At 60.4% G+C, this 1939-nt stretch carries 1 protein-coding gene; it reads right to left on the bottom strand.

All coding sequences use genetic code 11. The annotated features are described in order from the left end of the window. Window positions 1-114 precede the first annotated feature (114 nt). Window positions 115-1437: a group II intron reverse transcriptase/maturase gene (gene ltrA, locus AC0L2O_RS36090; RefSeq protein ID WP_409187694.1), complete on the bottom strand. Its 1323-nt coding sequence runs from the start codon at window positions 1435-1437 to the stop codon at window positions 115-117. Between the last annotated feature and the right edge of the window lie 502 nt (window positions 1438-1939).

The following is a 1939-nucleotide window of genomic DNA, read 5'->3' as shown; positions in this document are numbered from 1 at the left end:
GGTAGAGTCGAGGATGGGCGCGGTAGCTTGGGGCCTATGGCCAACGCCCCGTTTCCCATCCCCGCTCATCAAACCGGACGTGCCGATTTCCGGCATCCGGCTTTCCGACCGGCTTCACCGCAATGCACGCGACGGGACCGCTTTGGGCAGGCGTTGAAGGCACAGAACGCCGAGTTCTCGATGAATGACATCGAACGTGAATCGGCGATTGCCGCGCCCTTGCACTTTGTGTCTTCGCGCGAGGAACCTGCGCAGACGTTCAGAGACGTATTGATCGACGCTACGGTATGCCTTGCTCCGCGAACCGTAGCCAAAGTAGTTGGACCAGCCTCGCAGAGACCTGTTCAGCTTGTCACATACTTCCGGCCATGGATCGATATTGCTCGGCACCAGTAGATCGCTGATCTTTGTCTTGAGCCGTTGCACACTCTTCTTGGACGGGCTCGCACCCAGATACCAATTCCCGTTCGCCTCAAACCGATGCGCGCCGAACGAGTAGCCGAGGAAGTCGAAGCGTTCCTCTCGGGCGTTTCTCAACGAAGTTTTCGCCTCGTTGATCGTCAACCCGAGCTTGGTCATCACCACCTTCGTCCACGCCAATGCCTCCGCCGCGCGGCCGCGGCTGAGGATAACGAAGTCGTCGGCATAGGAGACGACGTGAGCACGGAACGTGTCGCCGCTTTCAGTCAAACGCCAATGCTTCAGGAACCGATTCATGTAGATGTTGGCCAGCAGTGGACTTGCGACGCCGCCTTGCGGCGTGCCGCGCGTGTTTCGCTTGCCACCACTCATGCGCCGGGTCCCGTCGGCGTCCCGTTCCTCGATCGGCGCCCTCAGCCACATCTTGATGAGGCGCAGGACGTTTCGATCCACCACACGCCGGGCTACTGACTTTATCAGCTCGGAATGCGGTATCGTATCGAAGTACTTGGACAAATCGGCATCAACTACGTCAGTATAGCCCCGGCATAAATGCCGGTGCACTTCCTTGACCGCGTCCACCGCCCTGCGAGCGGGTCGGTAGCCGTAGGCATTGTCCTCGAAGTCAGCCTCGAAGAACGGCTCGATCACCATCTTGGCAGCAGTCTGAATCACACGATCACGAATGGTCGGAATGCCGAGCGGACGCTCGCCACCATTCGCTTTGGGGATCATCACCCGCCGCACCGGATCAGGTCGGTATGTTTTCGAGACCAGTTCCTCGCGCAAGCCCGCCAACCATGCTTCCAGGCCCTGCTCCTCGATCTGAGCAAACGTGATCCCATCCACACCCGGTGCACCCGCATTAACTCGGGCGAGCCGATAGGCGTGGACCAGGATGTCCTCGCGACAGATCTTGTCGTAGAGCAGATAGAAGCGGAAGGTGGGCTCCGCCTTCGCTTTGCAGTAGAGCTTTCTCTGAAGGCTCCGGATCTTATCAGGCGTTGTCAGGCTCATCACCAATCACCTTCACCTCACCCTCTTCAAAAGCACACCAGAAGTCGGGGCCCTTTGCTCCGCCGGCATTACCCGGCATCAACGCTCCTACTGCCCCGTCCGACTCCCGCCATGACCACCGCCTGATGCGATGCTGAGGCCGCTACCCTCGTCCGCGACGGGTCTCCCCCTGTAACTACGAACCACCCTACCGACGTGCCGTACCCACTACCCCGGCGGATCGCGTGGGTGCGCGTGTCGATTGCTTCCCCACACGTGCGGCCTTCCCCAAATGACCGGAGGGTCGGCATCCGCATTAGAACTTTCGAGGCCTGCTCGGGCTTCACTTTGTTACGGCCCATCGGATCGCTCAGCAGCCCAAGGCCGCCTTTGTCGCAGGGCTCCGACCCGATCAGTTACCTGACCGAGCCGCCTGCCAGCTTCCGGACCAATCGACAATTATCCGGGTGAGACCCTCCCTCACTGTAGTTCGCGCCCTCGGGGCGCACGGTCATTCGCGTCG

It is taken from the genome of Bradyrhizobium sp. Kon10, from assembly GCF_055807395.1.
Note: the sequence above shows the minus strand (reverse complement) of the source record. Positions and strands in the feature narration are given on the sequence as shown.

Coding starts and splice junctions, on each gene's coding strand:
- ltrA (WP_409187694.1), bottom strand. CDS start 1,437: ATGAGCCTGACAACGCCTGATAAGATCCGGAGCCTTCAGAGAAAGCTC.